This is a genomic window from Glaciecola sp. 1036 (assembly GCF_050306235.1).
Classification (GTDB): domain Bacteria; phylum Pseudomonadota; class Gammaproteobacteria; order Enterobacterales; family Alteromonadaceae; genus Glaciecola.
In genome coordinates this window covers 138375-163041 of record NZ_JBLWFH010000008.1, presented here as the reverse complement: position 1 = coordinate 163041, position 24667 = coordinate 138375, and the positions used below count along the sequence as shown (strand labels likewise).

General features: G+C 39.6%; 22 protein-coding genes. 1 reads left to right on the top strand and 21 read right to left on the bottom strand.

The genetic code is table 11. From position 1 onward, the window contains the following. Positions 1 to 6 precede the first annotated feature (6 nt). From ACNKW3_RS13175 to ACNKW3_RS13145, 7 genes are all read right to left on the bottom strand, one after another. On the bottom strand, positions 7 to 2931 hold the full coding sequence (locus ACNKW3_RS13175) for a TIM-barrel domain-containing protein (protein WP_427399769.1): 2925 nt from the start codon (positions 2929 to 2931) through the stop codon (positions 7 to 9). A 64-nt stretch (positions 2932 to 2995) separates the two neighbouring features. After that, positions 2996 to 4447 carry a tryptophan 7-halogenase gene (locus ACNKW3_RS13170; RefSeq protein ID WP_427399768.1) on the bottom strand — a complete coding sequence of 484 codons (1452 nt, stop codon included), beginning with the start codon at positions 4445 to 4447 and terminating at the stop codon, positions 2996 to 2998. Beyond that, entirely contained in the window at positions 4441 to 5949 is a 1509-nt protein-coding gene (locus ACNKW3_RS13165) for a tryptophan halogenase family protein (protein ID WP_427399767.1), read from the bottom strand. Before ACNKW3_RS13165 ends, ACNKW3_RS13170 begins: the two co-directional genes overlap by 7 nt. Before the next feature lie 80 nt (positions 5950 to 6029). Then, a complete protein-coding gene (locus ACNKW3_RS13160; protein WP_427399766.1) occupies positions 6030 to 8978 on the bottom strand; it encodes a TonB-dependent receptor in 2949 nt (982 codons plus the stop codon). A gap of 76 nt (positions 8979 to 9054) precedes the next feature. After that, complete coding sequence (locus tag ACNKW3_RS13155; protein ID WP_427399765.1) at positions 9055 to 11481, bottom strand: glycoside hydrolase family 95 protein; 2427 nt, start codon at positions 11479 to 11481, stop codon at positions 9055 to 9057. A gap of 159 nt (positions 11482 to 11640) precedes the next feature. Next, positions 11641 to 12450 (bottom strand): IclR family transcriptional regulator, encoded by an 810-nt coding sequence (locus ACNKW3_RS13150; protein ID WP_427399764.1) that lies wholly within the window; start codon positions 12448 to 12450, stop codon positions 11641 to 11643. A 250-nt stretch (positions 12451 to 12700) separates the two neighbouring features. Then, positions 12701 to 15934: a TonB-dependent receptor gene (locus ACNKW3_RS13145; protein ID WP_427399763.1), complete on the bottom strand. Its 3234-nt coding sequence runs from the start codon at positions 15932 to 15934 to the stop codon at positions 12701 to 12703. Between the two features lie 571 nt (positions 15935 to 16505). On the opposite strand from ACNKW3_RS13145, the gene ACNKW3_RS13140 reads away from it, so the two are divergent. Continuing rightward, on the top strand, positions 16506 to 17264 hold the full coding sequence (locus tag ACNKW3_RS13140) for a hypothetical protein (protein ID WP_427399762.1): 759 nt from the start codon (positions 16506 to 16508) through the stop codon (positions 17262 to 17264). Positions 17265 to 17368: 104 nt separating this feature from the next. Here the strand turns inward: ACNKW3_RS13140 and ACNKW3_RS13135 are convergent, their stop codons facing one another. The 14 genes from ACNKW3_RS13135 to ACNKW3_RS13070 all read right to left on the bottom strand — a co-directional run bounded on the left by ACNKW3_RS13135 (position 17369) and on the right by ACNKW3_RS13070 (position 24589). Next, positions 17369 to 17863, bottom strand: coding sequence for a hypothetical protein (locus ACNKW3_RS13135; protein WP_427399761.1), 495 nt, complete (start codon positions 17861 to 17863; stop codon positions 17369 to 17371). 39 nt (positions 17864 to 17902) lie between these two features. Beyond that, positions 17903 to 18730 (bottom strand): RNA polymerase sigma factor, encoded by an 828-nt coding sequence (locus tag ACNKW3_RS13130; protein ID WP_427399760.1) that lies wholly within the window; start codon positions 18728 to 18730, stop codon positions 17903 to 17905. Positions 18731 to 18734: 4 nt separating this feature from the next. Further along, positions 18735 to 19133, bottom strand: a complete 399-nt coding sequence (locus ACNKW3_RS13125) for a hypothetical protein (RefSeq protein ID WP_427399759.1) — start codon at positions 19131 to 19133, stop codon at positions 18735 to 18737. Positions 19134 to 19239: 106 nt separating this feature from the next. Further along, positions 19240 to 19602 carry a hypothetical protein gene (locus ACNKW3_RS13120; protein ID WP_427399758.1) on the bottom strand — a complete coding sequence of 121 codons (363 nt, stop codon included), beginning with the start codon at positions 19600 to 19602 and terminating at the stop codon, positions 19240 to 19242. A gap of 105 nt (positions 19603 to 19707) precedes the next feature. Further along, complete coding sequence (locus ACNKW3_RS13115; RefSeq protein WP_427399757.1) at positions 19708 to 20154, bottom strand: acetyltransferase; 447 nt, start codon at positions 20152 to 20154, stop codon at positions 19708 to 19710. 10 nt (positions 20155 to 20164) lie between these two features. Continuing rightward, positions 20165 to 20443, bottom strand: coding sequence for a hypothetical protein (locus ACNKW3_RS13110; protein ID WP_427399756.1), 279 nt, complete (start codon positions 20441 to 20443; stop codon positions 20165 to 20167). Between the two features lie 34 nt (positions 20444 to 20477). Further along, on the bottom strand, positions 20478 to 21164 hold the full coding sequence (locus ACNKW3_RS13105) for a CPBP family intramembrane glutamic endopeptidase (protein WP_427399755.1): 687 nt from the start codon (positions 21162 to 21164) through the stop codon (positions 20478 to 20480). 43 nt (positions 21165 to 21207) lie between these two features. Then, positions 21208 to 21657 carry a GNAT family N-acetyltransferase gene (locus tag ACNKW3_RS13100; protein WP_427399754.1) on the bottom strand — a complete coding sequence of 150 codons (450 nt, stop codon included), beginning with the start codon at positions 21655 to 21657 and terminating at the stop codon, positions 21208 to 21210. A gap of 61 nt (positions 21658 to 21718) precedes the next feature. Beyond that, positions 21719 to 21970: a hypothetical protein gene (locus ACNKW3_RS13095; protein WP_427399753.1), complete on the bottom strand. Its 252-nt coding sequence runs from the start codon at positions 21968 to 21970 to the stop codon at positions 21719 to 21721. A 128-nt stretch (positions 21971 to 22098) separates the two neighbouring features. After that, positions 22099 to 22995: a hypothetical protein gene (locus tag ACNKW3_RS13090; RefSeq protein WP_427399752.1), complete on the bottom strand. Its 897-nt coding sequence runs from the start codon at positions 22993 to 22995 to the stop codon at positions 22099 to 22101. A gap of 274 nt (positions 22996 to 23269) precedes the next feature. Continuing rightward, positions 23270 to 23620: a hypothetical protein gene (locus ACNKW3_RS13085; protein ID WP_427399751.1), complete on the bottom strand. Its 351-nt coding sequence runs from the start codon at positions 23618 to 23620 to the stop codon at positions 23270 to 23272. A gap of 70 nt (positions 23621 to 23690) precedes the next feature. Beyond that, entirely contained in the window at positions 23691 to 24014 is a 324-nt protein-coding gene (locus ACNKW3_RS13080; RefSeq protein ID WP_427399750.1) for a hypothetical protein, read from the bottom strand. Positions 24015 to 24099: 85 nt separating this feature from the next. Then, entirely contained in the window at positions 24100 to 24390 is a 291-nt protein-coding gene (locus ACNKW3_RS13075; RefSeq protein WP_427399749.1) for a DUF2442 domain-containing protein, read from the bottom strand. After that, positions 24350 to 24589: a DUF4160 domain-containing protein gene (locus ACNKW3_RS13070; protein WP_427399748.1), complete on the bottom strand. Its 240-nt coding sequence runs from the start codon at positions 24587 to 24589 to the stop codon at positions 24350 to 24352. Before ACNKW3_RS13070 ends, ACNKW3_RS13075 begins: the two co-directional genes overlap by 41 nt. Positions 24590 to 24667: the final 78 nt, after the last annotated feature.

Genomic DNA, 24667 nt, shown 5'->3' with positions numbered 1-24667 from the left:
AAGCACTTAAAGCTGAACGCTAACTGGTTCACCTGTATAAGTCACTTGTGCTTCAGTTTGTACATCAAAATTAGCGGCGTCGGCTTGTTCTCCAGTAATCAAACGAATGTTAAACACACGTTCAGTCACAAGTTCTGGGAATCCGCCTTCACGTTGGCTGAAAGAGACGGTTTTAGCATTGTCGTCATAATTAATTTGCACAAAGCTAAATTCACCTTTTTCATAATCGTATGATTTACCATCGTCTTCATAAAGTGCGTACTCACCATCTTCTCCTGCATAAATTGTTAGGAGAATTGGCGCATCAGGCTTTTCATAAACCGTTTGAATTGCTGGTCCAGTGGGAATGATAGAACCGGCTTTAACAAACAACGGCATACGAGTTAGCGGTGCACTGGCTTCAATTGTTTGACCACCTTGATAAGACTTACCAGTGTAAAAATCAAACCAGGTCGTTCCTTGAGGCAGATAAACTTCCCGGCAAGTGGCACCTTCTTGATGAACCGGATTCACTAACAATGCAGGACCAAACATATACTGATCATTTAAGTTAATGGCGGTTTTATCTTCTGGGAAATCCATTACTAAACCACGCATTAAAGTGCCATCTTGATGGTACATTTTGCCAGCTTCACTATAGATATATGGCATTAATCTGTATCTCAATTTAGTGTAATAAACCATTGAGTTATAAATATCTGAACCTTCATCCGCAATATTGAAAATCTCACGATAAGGGTTTTGTCCATGTGAGCGGAACAAGGGTACGAAAGCGCCGAATTGGAACCAGCGTACATTCAATTCTTGCCAAGGTTGAATATCTTCTTCGCGTAAACCTGAGAAGTGACCTACGAATTTTCCATCCACGTTGCGATATTTGTCTTCTGGTGTGAATCCGCCTATGTCCATCGTCCAGTTAGGCATACCCGCCAAACTAGCACCTAAACCAGCAGCAATTTGCTCGCGTAAATTGGACCAGCGCGGCACTGTATCACCACTCCATATGGCTGTTCCGGCTCTTTGAATTCCACCAAAACCACTACGAGTTAAAATAAAAGCGCGTTTGTCTGGGTCTGTTACTCGCTCACCTTTATAAACACCCTCGGCGTTAGGCACAGCATAAGAATTGAAATATTCAGCACCGTTACCTACAGATAATGGACTCATGACTTCTTTTCGTTTTTGATACGACAAGTTTGAATGAATGTCCGGCTCTGAAGCATCTAACCACCAAGCATCGAATCCGTGTACATTGATGTTGTCGCGTAATTGGCGCCAAAATATTTGTTGAGATTCTTCTGGGTAGGGGTCGTAGAAACCATTTTTGTAGCCTTGACCAATCCAGTCTAGATTTCCTTCTTGGTCAACATTTTTGGTTAGCATGTAACCCTTAGCTGCCAATTCTTTATAGTTATCAGTAGTAGGGTAAAACTTAGGCCAAACAGAAATCATAATATTGGCATTTAGCGCATGAACTTCATCCACCATTTTTTTAGGATCTGGGAAATGCTCTTTATCGAATTTATGGCTTCCCCAAGCGTCTTGTGGCCAATACGACCAATCAAGTACTATGTTATCTAAGGGGATTTCACGCTTGCGGTATTCTTTAACGACATCGACTAACTGATCTTGATTGGTGTAGCGCTCACGGCTTTGCCAAAATCCGTACGCCCATTTAGGCAACATCACAGAGTCACCCGTTAGCTCGCGATAACCTGCGATAACATCATCATAATCATCACCCACTACCACGTAGTAATCTATGGCTTTGCCGGTTTCAGATGCAAATGATAAAGAATACTGGTCTTCTTGAGCTTGCGGTGGCGTGTGCTTCATTCTGAAATAACCGCCATTTGAATCCCATGTAAATTTCACTGGGACTTTCTCGCCAGCTTTCATTTCATAGGTAAAATCGTGGTACCAAGGATTCCAATTCATTCTCCAGCGATTTAACACTTCTTCTCCTGCAAATTCTACGGTTGCATAGCTACTAGAATAGAGTTTGAAAAAATGTTCACCGCCAGTGTCTGACATTATGCTACCTGTCCATTCAACCTGCGGATTTGCAACATCACCAATCTCCTCAGGAAAAGGAAATTCTCTTACACTGTTGTGAGATAAAAACTGATAATTAGGATCAGATTCAACGCGAGTGAATAAAAGCTCTTCGCCATCATAATATTTGGCTGTTAATCCTCCAGGATTTCCTTGCTCATCGAATAAAGATAGGTTTTCATCCATTGGCATATTGCCTCTAGGATCACCAAAATGCGTAATGGATGCATTGTCCCAAAGCACGCCGTAGTGACGAGTAGACACTACCATAGGAATAGTAATCTCGAGGTTATGAGTAGCCATTTCTAAATTTTCACCAGCATAGTTAACTTGGCCGTTTTGATGCTGACCTAAACCAAAAAATCCTTCATCAGTATTTTTGTTCCACTGCTGACGCATAGAATAGCTATCTTCGTCAGGCGTAATTGGGTCCATGGTTACAGGCCCAAATTCACCGCTGTTGACACTGGACAGTAATTCTTTCCCTTGATCATCGAACACGGTAACTGCACCGCTGGCAAGGTTAACTAAGGCATATCCTTCCTCGGTAGCCACTTTAATACTTGAACCTTGTTCGCTTACTTCAAAGGTTCCAGAAGGCTTAGCCACTACTTGAATACTGTCTGCAACACTTTCTAAGTTTTGATGAGGTAAAGCTGTTACACGGAAAATGTTGTTGTCGTAAACTTGCACTCTTACGGTTTTTGCTTGCCCTTCACTAGGGGTTACGATTACACCGTTAGCCGTTTGTTGATAATTTTTAGTTGCCTGTTCACCTGAATTTGGTGCATCGCTTTTGGGTTGGCAGCCTTGAACAGCCATTGCTAGCGCTACAGCCGCAGCGGCAGAACTTAGCAATTTAGCGTTAAATTTCATATACATCTCCGTAAAAACTATTTTGTATCTCATTAAAATTAAAATTTGTGTTGTGCATGCTTGATTACCGATAAGCATTAAAGCTGTGAACGTGCTGCTGCACAGCTTGCTTTAATTTGTTTAAAAATCCTTTGGCATTTTCTTTATCTAAGGCCCCTACTAAGGGATCTATTCCAGATTTTTCAGCGCAGAAAGCTTGTAAAACATTCAACCAAGACTGCCGAGTAATCATTGGGTTTAATTCGTAGGCTACCCGCCCCGTACTCTCAAATAGTCCAATGCGTTGTTGTAGCTTTTCTGATGGCGTAGGTATTTCTTGCACACACTCAAGTTTAGGATGTTGTTTCTTTGCCCATTGATAATGAAAGGCTAAATAGTCGAACGCTTCTGAGTAGTCTGCTTTAACACGCCTGTTGTATTCATTTGTATTTGCTACCAAACAAGCTTTATTTGGAAACAAGTCTAATAATTTGGTAATAGCTCTTTGTGACATCACCAAATTAGTCATGGATGGGCTTGCAACATAACCAGCAGCTTCACCAATAGCGACACAATTGTGATAGAAAAAATGTGTCAAATGGCCAATGTGAATATTTGATACCACCGGTTTATCTGCAACATCAAAATTAAGGCCAATCGCTTCAATTACCTGCTGATCACTAAACTGATTCTGATTAAAATTAACACTGGTTGAATGTATGTTGGCCATTTGAATGCTTTCTTTCCATCCACATGGCAATACGGAATGAGTGCTATAAGGCAAGGCTGGCGAATTGGTTGAGGCTAAGCATTCAATTCGGCGATTGATACTAGAGCTCAACGGGTGGCTTTGATAATTTAAATTGAAAGTACGTCGCATTACCAACGAGTTGTAACCACTGTTATCTATCACCAAATCTGGCGCTAAGCTAGTGCCATCTTGCAAGGTAATTTTGGTCACAAAGCCATTTTCAGCTTGCTCGATATTGTCAATTAATGATGAGTAAGATTTAACGCCTAACTGGTTTGCCGCACCCTGCATAAATTTGCGGTACACTTGGGTGTTTAAGTGCATTCCACAAGTAAAACTCGATTGAACCGGGTCGTTACCCACTTTAGGCAGCGCTAATTTTTGCTGTTTACAGGCACAGGACGGTATTGAATAGTCGGCAAAATCAGTAAGATTGAACCAGTTCATAAGATGGTGAAATTCAATACTACAAAATTCAGGACGAGAAGTATCAAAGCTATTGAAAATCAAATCTGAGGATTTATTAAAACCTGAAAAAGCTTGTGCCAAAGATAATTTTGCATGGCCAGACTGTAATAACTGCCTTTCTTGAATACCTAAAATTTTATGGTAGTCAAAAATTTGCGGGCCAGCTGCGATCAGCTCAGGCTCTTGGATTGGCAAGTCTACGACTGATATTTGGCAATCTTGCCCCTGTAATCCTCTGGCTAATCCAACAGCAGCAGACCAGCCTACAGCGCCACCACCAAGTATAACAACCTGCTTGATCGGAGCATGGGTTAACATGACATATCCCCCGATTTCGCTTGGCTCAACTTAAAGGCAATAAACTCGTCTGCACTTGGCATTTGAGCAACAGCCTCGGATATTTTTTTCCGAGTTTGTTGTAAATACTGCTGAATATATTCGTCGCCAAAAGTATCCAAGCGAGAATCATAATATTTAGGAATAAGATTTTGGCCAATGCACACGGCTGGCCAAACGCCGAACTGTGAAATATCGATTCGACCAGATTCAGCAAATAATTCGAGTCGATTTTGCAATTCGTCTGGAATTGCCATATGCCTGCAATAACGCCAAAACTCGGTGTCGTCGCGCTGGGTAACATGAAAATGTAAGATGATAAAATTGCGAATAACTTCATAAGAACGCGCAATTAGTTTGTTATATTCGTTTATGTTTGCCTGAGGACAATCTCTACTCGGCAACAATTCTAAAAATTTGGTAATACCCAATTGAATTAAATAGATACTCGTTGATTCTAGCGGCTCTAAAAACCCAGAAGATAAGCCTACCGCCAAACAGTTTTTGACCCAACTGGCCTCTCGTCTTCCCGGCTGATATCGAATGATACGCGGCTCCGCTAAGGCCTTGCCCGGTAATGCTTGCATTAAGGTATCAATAGCGGTTTGGTCATCTATGTGCGCATTGCTATAAGCGTATCCGTTACCCATTCTATGTTGCAGCGGGATCTGCCAACGCCAACCAGCCGATTGCGCCGATGCAATAGTGTAAGGATTTAACTGATCATTTCGTTCACTGGGTACAGCCACAGCGCTATTAGTCAGCAACCATTTATTCCAATGGATAAATTGACTTTGCATTTGTTGATCAATGAGTAAGCCCCTAAAGCCACTGCAATCTACAAAAAAGTCGGCCTGAAGATGGGTGCCATCTTCTAAGGTAACTGATTTTAAAAATCCGTTTTCATGCTTATCTACTTTTACTACTTTGCCTTCAACGCGTTTTACGCCTTTATTTTCAGCATACTTTCTAAGAAATAAAGCGTACTTGCCAGCATCAATATGATAGGAATAGTTGTAATCAGAAAATTTGGTAGTTTTTTGATGAGTAGATAAGGGAAACTTATTGGCTAAACCTGAAGACGCAGCAATTGAATATGCATTGATCGACATATCACTGCCAGCGGCCCTTTCTTTAAGCCAATATTGATGAAAGTCTATTCCCTTAGTTATTTCGCCGTATTCTCCAAATGGATGAAAATACTGCTGGTTAATATTACCCCAATTATCAAACCTAATGCCCAATTTAACAGTGGCACTGGTCTCTTTCATAAAGGTGGCTTCATCAATGCCTAAGGTTTCATTGAATTGCCTTATGTGCGGAATCGTTGACTCGCCCACACCCACAGTACCAATGGCCTCTGATTCGACCAATGTCACTTTACAGAAATGACTAGGAAGTCGGTTAGCTAATGCAGCGGCTGTCATCCAACCTGCAGTTCCACCGCCTACTACTAATATTTCTTTTATGGGTTGCGCTTGCAAACTACCTCCATCTTGCTGTCAATCAAAAGGCACCGAGTTAACGGTGCCTTTAATTTCTAGCAATTTACTCTTGTTATGACTTAGAACTTGCCACGTAACGATAACGCAAATCGCGTATCATTTTGGTGATAGGCAGAATTATGATCGCCCGCACCATTTTGTCGCATTATGTTCTTAGTAATAGTATTACTTAGGTTGTTAGCTTCCAAAATGACAGTGAAGTTTTCATTCACTTGGTAAGACACTGAACCATCTAGATAACCTGCTGCATCATTCAATACAGGTAAGCGCCAGAAATTATCAGTACCTACGCCACTTGGACGAACATAACCTTCAGGTGAAATTGGCGTTGTACCGTTAAAGCCATTAGCACCGATAGAGGTTAAGAACTCACTTCTCCAGTTATAAGCTAGACGTACAGTCCAATCATTTTTCTGATAAATACCAACTAAGTTATAGGCATTTTTCGAAAGACCTCGGTACGGTTGAACACCATAGCTACTTCCATCAGTATCTACTGGGTCACCTTCAGGCTTAACATCAGTTTTACTGTCAATGTAAGTATAGTTAGCTTGGATACCAAAACCATCGAATGGCGCAGGCAAATCAGTAAAGAAGTGGTTTACACTAAGTTCAAAACCGCGAATATCTGCTTCACCAGTACTTACTGGACGTTGGAAATTAAAGTCCAGCGGACGAGTTCCGTCAGGTCCTGGGGCGTCATAAGTTTCAGTTACAAACTCTTCCACTTCATAGCCCTTGATGTCTTTGTTAAACAAAGCAATGTAAGCAGAGCTGCCTGGAGCGTAGTACCATTCTAGAGATAAATCCAACTGTGTAGATTCGATTGGGTCTAGATAAGGGTTAGTATTCGCACTTGCACCTAGATTAAAGTCAGCCGCAGTAATTGTAACTCCTGGTAAAGGATTTCCTTGGTCATCTAACAAGGCATCACGACGGTCTTCTCTAATGTCTGCACTAAACTCAAGTCTAGATTGTAAACGACTATAATCTGGACGAGCCATAGCTTTAGCCGCTGCTAAACGAAGTAATAAATCATCCGTTAACTCGATTTTCATGTTCATGCTTGGTAACACGTTCGAGTAGCTATGTTCAGCTTCGAATGGGAAAAATCCACCGTCACCAAACAATAAGTTCGCTGGGAAAATAACTGAACCAATCGCAGTATTTTCAGTTTTTACATAACGTACACCTACGTTACCGCTAACCGGATATTTTAAATCATTGAAGGAGTAGTCAAACATCACGTATGCAGACTGGGTTTTCTCTTCTTGATTGTTGTACCATTGGTCATCAGTTAAATCACGAGGTTGCCATGCCGCACCTTCAGCCCAATCAACGTATTCAATTCGGCTCTTAACTTCGTCATAACTTTCTGGGAAGCCTTCTGCGTAATAACGTAAAGGCGCGTAGATATTCGCAGGTCGAGGTACATCACCAGAGAAGAAATCGTTGAACTCGTTGATATTCACGTCTGAAGCAGAAGGGTTTGCACCGCTTACCACAGCACCAGCATCAATCAACCAGTTACCAATTGCACCCCAGTTGTATCCACTGTCAAAGTTATCAGAGTTAGAATCACTGAATCGTGCACCGAAATGCACAGTGTGGAAAACGTCATTATCTAGGAAGTAATCAAAATCAACTTGCAAAGAAGTCATTTCAGCTTCGTTATCTACTTGATTGTCCATCAAGAAGTCCCAACGATAGCTATCAACATCGCCTAGCACAGCTGCGTCAGAAGTAATCGCAGGTAATGAACCAGACAAGTCAATGTCGATATAAGGAACACGCACTGCAACTGCTACTGTAGAATCCAGCTTTTCAGTCGTTGCTTTAACTCGTTGCGCTTGAATACTGAAATTGAAAGCTTCACCTGTGTATTCATATTCTAAGGCGATATCGTTAGTTTCAGAATCTTCTCTTGAAACACGAATATCAGAACCCATCACAATACCAGAATCCTGGGTAACTCGACCGGTTAACATGGCACCATTGGCATCATAGGTGCTATCTTCTGTCGCTTGTAACGCAGTGATGTCATTACTGACGAAAATCGCATCTTCATCCCACATCATTTCATAACGGCTGTTGAAATAAGTAAGTGTCAATTCGTGATTTTCTGCAGGTTCCCATTGAACTGCGGCATATTGCCCAGTACGCTCACGGTTAAAGTTCATTGAACGCCAGTCAGCGCCACGAGGAATATAAACCGTATTGCCTTCTTGCCCAGCAATGTCGTCTCTAGCAAAAAACGGACGAACATACATTGAATCATTGCGGGTAGATAGTTCTGAATAGGCAATATCTGCTAAGAAACCAATTTTACCGATATCAGTATCCCAGGTATCGCTATATAAGAACGAATACGCAGGCGTTGTATCTTTTACTTTGTCACCGTAGTTTGCTGAAATATTGAAAGCAAACTCACGCTCACTGGCGTGGAATGGCAAACGCGTTTCTAAATCAATAGTACCTGCTAACCCACCTTCGATTTGGTCAGCAGTCGGACTTTTATAAACATTTACCGCGGCTAAAAGTTCAGGTGGAACATCACCGAAACTTAAAGTTCGACCGCCATTGGCACTGAATGTACTACGACCGTTAAGCTCACTTCGCACTTGAGTAAGACCGCGAACGATTACACCATTACCTTCTACAGAAAAATGTTCTGGATCGCCTTGGGACATATATCTGTCGATGGCAACACCAGCAACCCGTTGTAGCGTCTCTGTAACACTTCGGTCAGGTAAGGCACCAATATCATCAGCACTGATTCCGTCCATGATCTTGTTAGAGTTCATTTTAACCATCTGTGCGGAGATAATACTCGAGCGTAGCCCCTTAACTTCAATGACTTCAGTATCTTCAGTATTTTCCGGTTCAGCTTCCTGCTCCTGAGCAAGGGCTAAATTTGGTAGCATAATTCCCAAAGCAGCTAAAATGCTCAGAGATGTTTTTGTGCGCTTAAATAGTGCGCCATTTTTGTGTTGTTGTGTGCTTTGCATATTTAGTTTTACCTTTTCCATCTAACTTACATATGGCATTCATAGCAAAATGAATGTCACAAGATTGTGAATGCTCTCATTGACCAACAAGTATTTGATACACCTGCCCGGCCATTGAATTAAAGCGAATTTCAAACTCGCCAATTTTACTAAAGGGTACTGGTTTCCCTTTAGATAACACTTTAATAGGTGTGTTAAAGGCCGTGTTTGAAACCGACACAACATTGTCAACACCCGATTTAATGCTAGCTTCTACTAGCGAATGATCATTCCATGATAAAGAAACATCAAAATTGCCTCTTGCTCGCAATCCATTTACTGAACCTTTCTCCCATGCCTCTGGCAAAGCAGGCAAAAGCGAAAGGCTTCCCTGGTGACTTTGTAATAACATTTCTGTCATACCTGACACAGCGCCAAAATTTCCGTCTATTTGAAACGGTGGATGGTTATCCCATAAATTTTTCAAGGTGCTATGACTAAATTGCTCTTTAAGTAATTTGTGCGCTCGATTGCCATCTAATAATCGTGCCCAGAAATTAATTTTCCACGCTTTGCTCCAGCCCGTTCCACCATCACCACGAGCATTGAGGGTGGTTTTAGCCGCTTCTGCTAATGCAGGTGTTTTGCTTGGTGATATTTGGTTCCCAGGATGCAAAGCATAAAGCTGTGAAACATGACGATGCCTTGATGACTTATCATCAACATCTTCTCGCCATTCTTGTAATTGCCCCCAGCTTCCAATGTTTAAACCCGTTTCCAACTTTGGTAATGCAGCTTGAATGCGCTCAACCCATTGTTTTTCATTTAACAATTCAGCCACCTGTAAGGTGCTCGTGAGTAGCTCAGTCACCAATTGTTGGGACATAGCCGCTGCTATGGTGAAATCTCCGTGCTCAGGAGAAAAAGAAGGTGAGACGACTAAGGTGTTTGTATTTGGGTCAGTAACTAAAACATCCAACCAAAATTCACTCGCACCTTTTAACACTGGCCAAGCTCTTTGCTGCAAAAATTCTTTATCGAGTGTAAACAGGTAATGCTGGTAATAATGCTGTGCTAGCCAAGCACCGGCTTCCGGTTGCCAAAATGCTGTGGGCCAGGCTATGGTGCCACTAAAGCCCCAAATATTTGAATTCAAAAAGGCGGTCCAGCCATTTGCGCCAAGTAATTTCTTAGCTGCAATTTCTCCAGCAGGAATCAAGGCATCTATATAATCAAACAACGGCATATTGGTTTCTGACAGATTGGTCATGTCAGCCAGCCAATAGTTCATCTGCAGATTAATGTTGAAATGGTAGTCCGCACTCCAAGGTGCGTATTCATAATTATTCCAAACACCTTGCAAATTTGCAGGTAAGCTTCCAGCACGGGAGGATGCAATTAACAAGTAACGACCGTATTGATAAAAAACTTCTTCAAGCGCCCGCATTTGTGCTGCTGGTAACTTATTTTGGTTATACAAAGCCAGTTGTTGGTCCGTTGGCAAATCACCGCTTTCACCACCGAGATCTAAATCAACGCGTTTAAACAGCTTTTGATAATCTTCTAGGTGAGTCTGTTTGACTTTTGCATAACTCGTTTGTTGCAAGTTAGCGATTCGAGCTTTTACCTTTTCTACTGGATCTTGCCCTAGATAGTCCGGAAAAACATTTTCATATTGGGTTGCTGCAACAAAATAAAGAGTAACTGCATCAGCATTGCTGACAACAAAACCCTTGTCAGTAACTTCACTAATACCATTTTCCGTTTGAATATAGGCTTCGGCAGCAAAGGCCAATTGGTTGTCATCTAAGTGACCAGTTAGAGACATTCCTTTGTCGTGGTAGCGAATGTCTTTTTGTCTGTTCTCAGGAAGTCGCAAACTAAAGGTTGCATTAACCTGATTGGCTTTATCTGCAGATATTCTTACAACAAGGGCATTATCTGGATAACTGACAAAATATTCTCGTTGAAACTCAATACCTTGGTTTTGATAGGTGACGGTAACAGTGGCCGAATCCATATCTAAAACGCGACTGTAATCGGTTACATTAATCTCCTGATGAGGAGTCATTAGTACAATATCAGCAAACGCTTGGTAGCTACCGTAACCTGTCATTTCGTGCCCTAGGGCGTCAGCCATGACTTCTGGAGTTACTGATTTTTGTTGAAACAGTAAATCCTGCATCTGCTTTACTTTTGCTTGATATTGTTCAGGCTTGTCAGGCCAACCGCGAGTAAAAGCCTCTTTACCTCTGGGACCACCTGTCCATAGTGATTTTTCAGCTACATTTATTTTATCTTCAGCGACCCCGCCTAAAATACTGGCGCCCATATAGCCATTACCTATGGGTAAGGTCTCACTTTCCCAATCACTACCTGGTTGGTCAAACCATATTGTTTGAGTTGACGAAGCATTTGCGAATGACGAAAAACTCCAACAAAAAAACAGCAAAAAAGGAGCTGAGTACTTGGGCAGCCCTTTAAAAATGCATATTTGTCTATGAATGTATTCGTTTTCAGACACGCAACTTGTAAACCATTTGTAAAATGAATGTGTAAATACTATACGGATTTATTTTGTATATCAAATTGTTTTTTATATTTAATATAACCAATTGGTCGAGGTTTGGCTTTTGAGACTGGCAGTGTTTTATAGATTTGGACTTAAGAAGGGAGTTAGTAATTAACTAGTCGATAATGCAATTGTCATTCTTTGAGCGCTTAACCCTGCTTCTTGAATAGCAGTGTTAATGTCAACCACATTGGAATTGTCTAGATAATGTAAGAATGGCACAACCAAACATGCAACTATTCTATTCATTCGATCAAATACTGGAAAGCCTATCTCTTCAATGCCTTGAATCTTTTTGCTCAGCATTCGTTCATAACCTTGATTAAGGATAACGCGCTTCAGATTTTCGAGTCGTGTAGGTTCGAATGTTATGCCAAATTGCTGTTGAATCTTGACATAATCACTATCGTCCATGTAGGCAACAAAAACATGCCCAGCACAACTATCTAAAATAGGAGCAGAACTTCCTAACCCCACTTTAAAATGGTTTTCTGTTGGGCTTTCTTGATAAGCAGTAACGATAGTACTTTCATTATTAAGCACAGATAAATAAGCAGACTGCTTTATCTCTTTGGTTAAGTAAGATAACTCTTTAGTAGCGACTTCAGATAAGGTTTTTACTGGGTATTGCCCAAAAGCCACTTCAAACAGTTTAATTGAAATGTGGTATTTTTCTGTTTCGCTATCAAGGTGTATGTACTGTCGTTTTTCTAGCACACAAACCATTCTAAAAATCTCAGACACAGACTTATTTAACTGAGCAGCTATTTCTTTTAGCTTTAAACCTTCGCTAAGCGTTGCAAGCAGTTCAATGATGTCCAATCCTTTTTCCAAGGCTGGTGCAGTGTAACTTTTTTCTGTCACAACTGACTTTTCATAGAGTCCAGATTGCAATTTTTCACTTGGTTGATTAGCTGTCATCAATCGATTCGCTATAAGAATTCGTCTCAAATTAACAGGGAATGAGGTCCCAAATAAAAACCCCATGCGTTTATTGCTCACTAATTCAATAAAATTCTAATGAAAGTAAGCGCTTTTAAAATAGATGTTTAACAAAGAATTTACAAGTGAAAAATATATTTTATATATAAAAAAACCCTCCATAAGGAGGGTTTTGAATATTAGCTAACTATTAGCCTCTGATATTAAATATCATCAGTTTTCTAACAAATTAGAACTGGTATTTAACACCTAGTTGTAGTTGCCATACTGATTGAGAGAGAATTTCATTGTTAGAAATGCTATCTGGATTTCTTAAATCGAAGTACTCATATTGACCGTCTACGATTTGAGCAGCTACTACAGCGCGCTCATATTCGTAACGAGTACGCTCAACACGACCCCAATCATCATTTAACAAGTTACCTAAGTTTTCGATATCGAAGAACAAGGTAAGTTTATGATCGTCAGTAAATGCTGGTAACTCTTGTTGAATTCTTAAATCAACAATTGTTGACCAAGAAGAGTTATCGCCATTACGAGGTGCGATGCCACCAGCATATTTAGCAAGTTCTGAACTATTGATATAGTCAAAGAATGCTTGCTGTGCTGCTAAATCACCGTCAAATGAAGACGCTGCGAATAATGGATCATCAATACCTGTTGGTACGTACAATAAGTGACCAGCATCATCGTTACGGCTTTCACGAGCACAACGTCCACCACCGATATCTAGTACACAGTTGTTGTTTTCGTTAAAGGTGTAGCTGTAAGGCTGACCAGTACGACGAGTTGCAAAGATAGAAACTTTAGTTTCATAACCTTCAATTAACTCTTTGCTCCAATTGAAGCGCATTTTTAACATATGCTCAGTTTGGAAGCTTGAAGTACCTTCAGTTGGTCTTTGACGGTCATATGCTGCGAAGTCTGAGTAGTTTGAAGTTGCAGTAGATGAAGTACCGTAACCAATATCATCAACGTCAGAGTGCGTATAGCTCACGAAGAAGTCAAAGTAGCCATAATCAGTATCCCAATCGTTTGATGCCGATACTGCTACTAAGTTGCTGCTGCCTAGGTCTACAGAACCAACTACCAAGGCTTCAGGATCTCTACTTCCGTCGCCATCAAGGTCGCTTCCACAGTCATACACACCACGACCATCTGGTGAAAACGCAAGAGCAGTTTCACAACGTTGATCATACCAGTAAGTAGCATTTTCAAGTTTGTTGTATAAGTAATCAACAGAGAATGTCCAGCCTTCGCCAATTAATGGCAATTCGTCAGCATAGTATGCTAGGCCTAAGTTATACTTCCAAGTGGTTGGAATTTCAAAGTCTGGGCTAAGCGCGTTCACGTCACCGTCTGGCGCTTCGTTTGCTAGTGCATCCAATGCTTCCTGAGGAATGTACTGACCTGTAGCTGGATCTGGCGTAGTTGGAACAGCAATAGGACCGTCTAAATTAGACGCATCGGCAATTACACCGTCATTAGAATAGCTGTTTGAAATCCATACGCCTGGAGAACCGCCAGAGAATCGACCAACACCACCGCGAATAGTCACTGTGTCGCTAGCTAACCACTTAAATGACAATCTTGGCAAAATTACATCTAAGCCATCTATGTCAGTAGTATTTGAGTAGCCATAACGGTCAACAAAGTTTTGGTTTCTACGGATAGAACCTTCAGACTCATACCAGTCGTAACGAATACCAGCATCAACTGTTAGGTAACCATCAACATCCCAAGAATCTTGTAAATATAGTGAGTTAGAGGTGTAACCCCAAATTGCACGAAGGTCATTTTCGTCGTTTGTTGTAGCGTTGTTATAAAGCAAGCCAGAAGCTGTAGCATTGCGTAAGTCTTCTAGGCTATCAAACAAATATGAACCTTCAGAGTTCTGCGCGAACAAGTTATCTACGTCAACTTCTTCTCTTTCATAACCAGCTTTGAAAATATGGTCGCCCATGGTGTAAGAAGCAAGGAACTTATACTGCATGAATTTTTGATCAAGTTCGTTACCATGACGGAAACGGTCTGGACCAATTGACAGGAAGTTATCTTCACCATCTACTTCACGAAGGAATACTGCGAAGTTAGGGAATTCAGCGCCGTTGATTGAATTCTGACCGGTTTTTTGATCAGTAGAAGCAATCTTAAATTGAGTTGAGAAATTAGCAGTCCAGTCAGAGAAAACGTGCGCAATGTAGCTTTCTACTCTTTCAGAACGGTTATACCACGCCGAAGAAGCTCCTAGTACATTTCCAAATGGAAGGAAGTTGTTTCCGTTTTGCTCAGCAATTGAATTACCGTCAGTTAAGATGTAAGTAAACTTAGCGCGGTGATCGTCATTGATGTTCCAGTCGATATTAGCAAGAATTTTTTCATCTTCAGCATCGCCTTTAGTGAAATCACCGATATCGAAGCCCCAAACATCAGAAACGATTTGACCAACAGCCGCAACGTCATCCATAGTGATGTTAGGTTCAATATTCAATGCACCTGACCCTACTGGACCATTTTGTAAAGGCGCAACTTCTTCATACTTATCATATGCAACGAAGAAGAATAATTTGTCTTTGATGATTGGACCACCAAGGGTTGCAACGAAAGTATCTTCTTCAAAAATGAAGTCGAATTCTTCGTCTCTGCTCTTATCACCGATCATAGAATCGCTAGTAGTGTAATAAGATAGTGAACCGTGGAATTCATTAGTACCTGATTTAGTTACTGCGTTTACTGTACCACCAGTAAATCCGTTGTACTCAACGTCAAAAGGTGCTACCTGAATTGATAATGATTCAATAGCATCAAGAGAAATTGGAGAACGTTGAGTTGGATAGCCGTTTGCGTTAAGACCAAAACGGTCGCCCATGCCTACACCATCAACAGTCAATGAGTTAAATCTGTTGTTAGCACCAGCAATGCTTAATTCTTTAGCGCCGCCACTTTGCGGGTTAACAGAAGCAAACGGGCTTAATTCTGCAACGTCAGTGATGTCACGGTCGATAGACGCAACTTCACCGATAGCTTCTAGGCCTAAACTAGTGCCTATCCCTTCATTTAAGAACCCACCGCCAGCAATTGTAGAACCAGTTACTGTGATTACTTCAGTAGTGCTTCTCATTTCAACAGTAACAGGAAGAGACATTGTTTGGTCAAGTGATAAATAAACATTGTCTACTTTGATCGGAGCAAAGCCGCTACCGGAAATAGTAACTGTGTATGGACCACCAACACGTAAACCACGTGCAGAAAATACACCGCTGTCGTTTGTAGTGGCTGTTGACACTGTGCCAGAAGGAACGTGCGTGATAGTTACTGTCGCGTTAGGGACTGTAGTACCAGCTTCGCTTGCAACGTTACCTCTAATAGTAGAAGTAGTAGTTTGCGCTACAGCTGCTGTTGATAGACCAACGGTCATAGCAACTGCAATCGCAATGCGATTGAGTTTGTTTTTCTTAAACATTATGTGTTTCCTAAGTATGGGTATTCTTTTTCTGTCTAACTAACCGTTTTTTAACAGTCTTCTGCTGTTTCAAAACGAATAGGTACATGTAAAAACGCCGTGATTGTACCAAACCAATTATTACACTTTTATGACCTATTTGTCAGCAAGAATGTAAAAAGCAAAAATTAACGTTAAAGTAACATTGTTACTACGTTTTCTTTACTTTTCACCTAATTTTATTGTTCAATAAGTAAACCAATTAAGCGTATTTTTTATCGAACTTGTATATTCATACTGGACTATTTGGTCAAGGTCAAATTTAACGTAAAAAAAGTTCAGCTGTTATCACCTAATAAAGCGGGGGCATTGTGAAGTTAAAATATGAAACCTGTATTAAAGAATTTTGAATGTTAGTGTCTAATTTTTTTACATTTTCAAATTAAAATTTTCATTTTTATTGGTAACTTATTGATAATGTTATTAAATAAAAATCGGAATAATTCCTGCTTAGCGCAAGTTGCCTATCCAATTTGTTTAAGAAATTAAATTAGGAAGGGGTTTTGTTTACACCCTATTAATGGAATATAAAATGACAATTTTCAGTAAAATTAAAACTACAATTTTTGCCCTTGGCTTACTTGCAATATCAACAGCGTCAAACTCAGCTTTAATAACTTACTCTACAGATGTTAATTTAGGTACTGGTATGAGAAGTACCATCGACTACAGTGGGGTAAGGGATAATAGAGAAATCGTAACTAGAAACTTCAGTTTAGCAAACTTTGATACTTCGTTAGGGACCCTAAATTCAGTTCGTATACAACTACAAAACATTCAAATTACCGGCAATCACTATGCAGGCTTTATAGATACCAGTGACGGAAACGTTTCAGGCTACGCAGAATTTATTGCAAGTCTTGATTTTACAGTAAATAACGGTTCTGGTATCTCCTTTTCATCTTCGCCCGTTAACAACGGACGCACTTCTTGTTTAGAAAGGTCCGTATTTGCGAATTCACAAGAATGTGATGTTAGTAACGATATTTCATTAAATTACAGTGCTTTAGGAAACAATAGTGCATCTTACGCTTCCTTGTTTACAACACCTGGTTTTACTAATTACTCAGTGACAGGAAATTTCAATCATAGAGTCGCAGAAACAGATGATGATGGCGTAGTGGATTATTTTGGTCTTTCAGCTTCTATGTCTGCAATTGCCAGCGTCACTTATTACTATACTGCACAAGCAAATCCTCCTACGTCTAACAACGTGAATACCCCAGCATTATCTGGCTTGTTTGGGTTAATGATGTTTAGCATCTTCTATATAGGTAGAAGAAAAAACTAAACTATTTTTTTCAGTGCAGAGTTTTTTAAAACTCTGCACTGATTTTAAGCCTACCCTATTATTGAGTGGAAAGTGCTAGCCGCATAGTTTAAGGAACAGTGAACTTATTTTTTGTATTTCCACTGGATGACAAAAAACAGCAAAGCCCCGAACAAACCAGTGTATAGACAAAGCTTGTGAAGTTGTGAAATTGACAATATCTCAAGTAACTGATTGTTCTGATTTAAGGGATAATAAGGCCGCAAATCTGAATGCATGATTGCATCGAGAACAACATGACTATAACCACCGATGAAAGCGCTTAAAAAAGCGACTGTCCAAGTTATTTTTATTAGCTGATTCGGCTTTGAAATACCGATTAACCTTAATCCAATTTCACTTAAATACTTACCTGTTATAGCGGAAAAAATTGCTAACAAAGTACTACCAACAAAGGTATGAGAAAATCCATGTAGGTAACCTTGGCCGGTGATAAGTACCCACAGCGGTTGTAAATCCATTACGATCTGTGACCAACCAAACACCATCAAGCTAAAGCTACCTTGCAAAAGTGCTTTTATTAATATTCCAGGTCCCATGTGGAAAGGTGTAAACGGCATTTAATTCCTTTAATTTCTATCGCCTGTGCAATATCCAGTCTAATGATGTTGAGATATAACAGACTTTAGCCAAAAATTAAATGTATCTTGTGTAACCTGAACGTTATGAGCACGGAATAGTGCAGCTGTACTTTGAGCACCTTCAAGGGCACGAATCTTCTCTAAAATATGGGGAAAACGAGAGGCATCACCAGAGGATGTCATAAAAATGAGTTTATTTTCAGAGACTCGACCTAAAGATTTTGCGGTTTCTACTCGCTTATGACATCGACAAAGAGCTTGCTTGTTTATTAATCCACAATTTTGAGTCATCGAATTAACGACCAATTCTCGAGCTCTTGAAAGCCTTTTTCGGTAGGCAGCGGAAGATTCATTAAGAATATAGGCAGCTTCAGTGTGCTCCAGCTCCAAAATATCGCCCAAAATATAAGCTACCCTTTTGTCCGGGGTAAGACAGTTTAGTAAGGCTAAGGTACATCCAACTCTTACTTCGGCTAATAATCTAGCGTCATATAAAGAAGATTCCACCGTATTATTTAATCCCATTGACAAATCTAGAGAAAAATCATCTAGTGACATTAGATGCTGGCTATTGGCTTTTTTATGATCTAACAAATGGTTTGTGGTAACTCTATATACCCATGTTTTAAAACTACTTTTTCCTTCAAACTTTGCCAATCTCAGCATAATTTTTAGTAAAATTTCTTGTGTGACATCCTCCGCGTCTGCTGGTGACATTAAGAACCGAATTGACAACGAATAAATGTCTTTACGAATAGCCCGAAGCACTGATTCCATAGATTCTCTGTTGCCTTCCAATGCTTGCTCTACTGATTCCTCTATATGCTCTGGGCTATTGTTTTTCATCTAATTATGCCTCCAATATTGCTTTTACATTTTCAAGTTCTTTTTCAAGAATACTTGTTTGCTCAGTCAAAATTCCCTCCAACTCTTGTAATGGTGCTGGCGGCGGCGTAAGGGTGAAACAATAAAGAGATCGCTCTTCGGATAAAGGTATAACACGAGAAAAAGCAGTAGCAACACTAGAATCGGGGAAAGTCATAACCCAATCAATATTACCCACATCACTTTCGGCTAAGGTTCTTAATCCAATTGTAACTTGTCCTTGATCAGTCGCTAACACCGCCGTTTTAGCCTCGACTTTACTAAAAGCGTTGGTCCAGTTAGGTAAATTAAATGGGTTAGATAAATAGCCAAATACTTTTGTATAAGGCTGATTGATTAGGATACTTCGAATAGCATAGAGCATGATTTTTGTCCTCCGTATTAACATGCACTTATTTAGACGAGTTCCATCCTGAGTATGTGACTGAGAAAATCAAAATAAGGGTAATTATTTATAAAGACCGGTTAATTTAGATAAGTACGCCATTGAATAATAATCCAGGCATAAAGAAAACAGCAGAAAAGGTGACTGAACTGGTAAGAAGAAAAGCCATGCAACAAAAACCGGCTTGTAAGCAAAACACTTTAGGGCGAGCGGATGCGCTAGTTTGAAAAGTTACAATAGCTAAATCTATGGATGATTTTAGCTTTTGATGAAATTGTTTTACTTGCGCAAGTATGGGTGAGAAATACATAACGGCGAAGGCAAACACAACTTCAATTCCACCGAATTGCAGTAATAACGTTATTTCAGGTGCAAACCAAGCTACAACACAAATGACACAAATAAAACCCGCTTTTTGATACCACTTGAGATCTTCCCATTTGATCATTTTGTGCTTCCTTTTTATTAAACTAACGCTTTACTTATTTGGTATATGGCGCCAATTTTTGTAAACCCAAGTTTTCATTATTGTTTAAAGCGCATAAGTTTAAAATTAAACTGATTCGATACTAGCTAACGCCATGTGGAGCAACGGAAATGGATTTCCTTGTCCGTCGAGTGCCGACCGCCCCACTTTTTCAAACCCCATTTTTTGATAAAAGCCTATGGCTTGCGGATTTTGTTCATTTACATCGACTTTTGAAGCCTTTAACTCTTTTACTGCATTTTGAAGTAGAAGCTTTCCAACGCCAGTTCCAAAAGCACTTGGGCTGACAAAAAGCATTTCAATATTTGTATCGGCAACGCCGATAAATCCGATAATTTCATCATCATCTTTAACGCATCTTAGTTCTACCGCATCAAAATAATGTTCCAGAATTAATGGCTTTAGTTCATTGATATTTTGTTCGGGTAGAAAGTCATGGGTTGCTCGCACAGACGCTTCCCATATATCAATCAACCTTAGGTAGTCATCTTTATTAACAGCTGATACTTGCATAATTACTCTTTTATTTATTTGTTTTGTTGTTCAATGGTTCGGCTACTTTATCTGCTTTATATTTGTTTCGTAGGGCTTTACCTATCACATAAACATTGTGCAAAGTAAGCACTAGACATATTAGGGATACAATTAAGCAACCGAAAAACAGCCTTAATTCTACGTCGCGAGCCCAATATGCCATGCCTCCTGTAATCAAACATACTGAAAATTCTAATAAAAATACATCTATTCGGCTTCTGGCATCCACATTTACTGGCTGTGCATAATGCTTTAATCGATATGGCATCTTTTTACATCCTTAAAATAGGTCACTTGGCTGGTTAATGCCGGTATCTGGCTATTTTTTTAGTGACTATCCAAAGCACCAAGCTCACAAAACTCAATGGAATAATGATATTAGCTATTATTTGTTCGGAACTCTCCATAACCTTAGGATCTGAAATGCTAGGAACTAAAAGCTGTTGGCCAATAGGACCATTGGAAAAAATTAAATTTGTAGTCAAATTCCAGCCTAAATGAAGGGCAATTGGCAATATGACCGATTTTGACTTTGCAAATGCATAGGCGGTCATCAAACCGAAAGACCCGGTCAAAATAAACACATACACCATGGGCACCAAAGCCCCCCAAATCCCGTAGGAGAACCAATGATATATCCCAAAGGCAACCGCCGACAACAAACAGGCTTTTCTAACACCTAAATATTCGATGGCTTTGTAAAGCAGATAGCCACGGAATAACAGCTCTTCGTATAAAACTGAATTCAGATTCCAGCGCAAACTTTGTATCAAATTGGATAATGAATACTCAGGATTCAGTTGCCAGTTAAAATCTGAAAAATGGGCGATAAGAACAAACTGAAAGCTTGCAAAGACGGCTGCTATTATTAAGCCACCTATAAATTCGACAGATCTCTGAACAGGTTTATTAAATCCGAGTTCTGAGATCGGCCGCTTTTGTAAGCGAAGTAGAATCCAAGATATGGCAAATAAAATTAGGCCTATCATGATACTGTCCTTGTAAATATCGATAAGGGATTAGCAATCCCCTCTACCCATAATGTAACTCCATTATGGTTTCGTCAAACTCGTCTTGATCAACCACCTTAAAACCAAAACGTTCAAAAAACTTTTTCATTATATCATGGCCTTCCACATAGCAAATTGAAATGGCATTAAAGCCTTCTAATGCTTTTATTTCTTCGATTGCCAAAGCAGTAGCTATGGTCCCGTATCCTTTGCCCTGATATTCAACATCTAATAAAAGTTGGTCGATGAAAATTTCATTGGGTTTTTCGTCACGGTAATTAGGGTAATACTGCAAAAAGCCTATGGGTTTATCGCCTAAATAGATCCCACGATTTACGTAGTAGTCATAGAATTTAGAAGCAGCGATTGCTTCTGCTGGAAGCGCCACATAATTTTCCTGCTGCTTGGTGATTTCGAGCTCAATCATATCGAGCCAATTTACTTTGGTAACGTCTAAAAGCTTAATATCCAAAAAAATTTTTCCTAAAAATTATTCAATTATACTTACGGAGAGTATATTCACTAACCAAGGCTTACTTTGCTTTACTTTTTGCATATTTTTTCTCGGCTGATTGCCAAGCAAAATGTCCAAAGGCTATGCCGCCTAAGGGGAAAAGAACAAGCGCAAGTAATGGCCGTAACCATAGATTATCTGTTGGCGCTACAAATGCCATTATGATTGACCACAAAATAGCAGTAGTGACACCCCAACCGATCACACCTTTCATTATTACAAAACGGGTTTTGCCTTTTGCTCTCGTTTGTTCCCATTTTTCTAGGTCCATACTACTAATGCTCCTTTTGTTCAATATGGTGACTTCTAAACTAAACGACAAATTGGAATTGAGTTTTGCTGAATATGCCAATTTTAAACTGTCAAATTGACTAATTTAAATGCTCGGCATTAGCCAATCTACAATTTACTCGATTCATTTGGGCTAATTGCAATTCTGTTATTAGAAAAATCTAACGCCACAGTAAACTTATTAAAAAAATCGCTTCCTAATAAACCATCTTTTGTAAACCTTGGATCTATCGGATAAAGCAAAAGGTTCGGAACAAAACTAAAGCCAGCGATATTTACCTCAGAAGTGAATATTTTGCACTGTACATCTGGTCCCAAATCGTAATTGCATTCTGTTAATGGCTCGTTGTTATCTACTTTATTAAGTGAAAATATTGAGCTTGATGCTCCTGTATCTAGCACCATTTGATAATCAGCTAGCGAACTGCTCATTTGGATAGTAATGCCTTCATCACTAAGCTCATAAGGCTTAAATTTACTGTTATCTGTAGACTCAAGTGCACTGTTTTTATTGCTAACAGTCAGCTTCTTATTTAGATAATCAATAACAATTTGTTTATCTCCGAAAAATCCCTGACCTATGACTAGTTGTAAATTTTCTTCCTCACCTTCGGGTTTATCACCAATAGACGCTGCCCAAGGATTGAGCTCATACCCTATTATATTTTCAAATTTCATACAGCCAATAGCCATCATTGGTACAACAAACTCTTTCGATGTAAATACTTCACCAGAAATATTGGTAGTGTTTGAAGTTTCACCCGTATATTTTACATTTGAGATACTGCTTATAGTGGAAACAGGTAAATGGATTCCAGCCCTAGATCCAAGATCAATTAAAGCAAAATTACTCTCGCCATTAATTATCAGCTCTAAGGTAGGTAAGCCATATTGATCGAAAACGATGGGGGCTTCTATTTGTTCACATTGTTTTTCAGTAGAATAAACACTGGTAGAAAACAACAAACCACAAAAAACAACAATTAATAACGTGCTAAATTTCACCTGATTTCCTTATTTTTAAAAAATTCCCAATGCACGACAAACTAAAAAATTGAATTTGGATTAAGTTGACGAATGAGCCTATAAACCATGTCTTGCTAAAAACTCTGACACTCTGACCGCAACTTCACCTCAAGATTTAGCGCCGACTTAAATTTTCCGATGACTGGTCATGGTAAATTAGAAAAAATTCATTAAGGCTTTAAAGTTTTCCTATGGAAAAACCTTCAAAGCTTTTAGGACCGTAACTATAAACGCGATTTGACGTCTGCTAAATTTACCTAATAAGCTCTAAAACCTCTTCACCGTCAAAAATAACAATTAATTTATTGCAACCTTTTGAGGATATCTGAACATTAACAAACGAATCTTCTTCTGCACTATACATCTTTGCCTCCCATAACGAAGAATTTGATGTTGGTTTTAAGGCTTTCAAAACAACTAATCCAATTGCGTTCGAATTATTATCATGAGAGTAAACAGTGACCTCAGATTTGTTTAGGTCGATTAATAGTTTTGCGGGTTTAGCTGAGTGATTCCAAATGCCCGAGATATCACAGTCACTTTTGGCCTGAACAGAAAAAATAGAAAGCACTAGTACAGAACTAAAAACTATGAATTTGAGCATAAATCTCTTTTGCATATGCAATCGGCATGACATGGGCTGATATTATCCCTATTGTTTGATTTGTTAGCTGCTAAATCCAATGTTTGAAACTATCCCGATATTTAGTTAAATGCCAGAGCATGTAGCCACCTAAAAAAGTCCCCACTGGAACATTAATAAAAAAGGGGACAGAAACCAGGTAGCCAAACCAACTTCCCCACCAGGTTTTTCTGTATACGCCAATTGACGTGAAAAGTAGAAAAACCGGTAGCCAAATATCATTTGTTGAAGACAGCTGTTGGCCATTAATAGTTTGACCAGTTACTACTGCTGTAATTAAACCTACAGAAATCATCCCGTAGATAATAGCTACATTCTTAGTTTGACCAACCTTACTTTCCTGCTGTTCAACCAATAACTTCTCCGTGTTAGATAACGCTCGATTAACGAGTGGCTAGTTGATGGCATGACGGTTGCGAATGCAAGCGACATGACATTGACTAGGCATCTCTGTTCAATCTATTGTTAGCTTTCGCCTTTAAAGGATACTTGTCTGGGTTATCAAGTATCTGTTCGCTTAGATCCACATCCAAATCAGGCCAATGAAAATGACCTGGCGCAAACTCTTCAATATTAAAAATCTGTTCAATTGGCTTAGATTTAAACCAAGGATAGTCTTCGAATGACAAGAAATACTCTTTGTCCGACGAGGTGAGAAGCCATATGCCAAACGGTGATACGTTAGTAACTTCAGTCTTTAAAGTGTCGTTGCCAAGCGCTGATGAGCTCATCTTGATGCCCCATGACCAATTGTTCGATTCGAGATAGTTGTTTACTAGAATAACCGAAAGATTTCGCTAATGCTATTTCTGGCTCTAACCAATATTTTGCTTCACCGTCACCCGATAAAACATGAACATGCATACGAGACTCTTCTCGTGAGAAAAAGAAGAACCGATAGCCATCTTCCCTGAATACTGTTGGACTCAATTTCTACTCCTTAGAAAGCTAACGCCTTGCTAAGCGAATTAATTTGAGTTGGCGCAATAGTTGCGAAAGCATAAAATT